Below are 677 nucleotides of genomic sequence, written 5' to 3'. Positions count from 1 at the left end.
TTCACGCTGTTCGACGCTGAGGAGCAGTCCAAACAAGCCCTCTGGTGCTTCGAGATGCGCGACCGCGACCACCCCGAGGTGCGACTCGGGCGCGAACTGCAACTGAACATTGTCGAACTGCGCAAAGCCGACCGACTCGGACAACTACCCGAACGCCTGTCGGCCTGGATCGCCTACTTCGAGCACTGGCGAGAGGACACCACCATGAGCACCCACACCTACGCCCCGGTACAACGCGCGATCGAAAAACTCCGCGCCCTGAGCGCCGATGAAGACGCCCGCTACTGGGCCGAAGCGCGCGAAAAAGCCCTGCGAGATGAAGCCACCTTGCTGCTGGAGGCGCGCGAGGAGGGCCGTCAGGAAGCGGCCCGCGAGATGGCTCGTAATCTCATCAAACTCGGCCTGCTGAACGATGTCCAGATCGCACAGATCACCGGACTGAGCGTGGCGCAGATCGAAGCCATGCGTACAAGCGGAACACCCTGAACCGAGCACGCCCGGTCGAAGTACGCCACTCAAGTCGATTCACCGCAGCCGTCCGGTCAGCCGGTCACGGGGAGGGGGCGTGTCGGTCTCATGGACTTGAGTCACCCGCGTCCTGACACCTTTCGGCTAAACTGCCCCTTATGAGCACCGACGCCACCCCACCATCCCCCGACGATGACATCCGGCGCCAA

1 protein-coding gene is annotated in these 677 nt (G+C 63.2%); it reads left to right on the top strand.

The features are described 5' to 3' along the window. Nucleotides 1-486: PD-(D/E)XK nuclease family transposase (locus tag GJ668_RS19910; protein WP_246195042.1), on the top strand; the 486-nt coding region annotated here is incomplete at its 5' end. Nucleotides 487-677 lie beyond the last annotated feature (191 nt).

The organism is Allochromatium palmeri (genome assembly GCF_009720725.1).
Lineage (GTDB): Bacteria > Pseudomonadota > Gammaproteobacteria > Chromatiales > Chromatiaceae > Thermochromatium > Thermochromatium palmeri.
The sequence above is the reverse complement of the archived record's forward strand: the minus strand, read 5'-3'. Positions and strand labels throughout refer to the sequence as shown.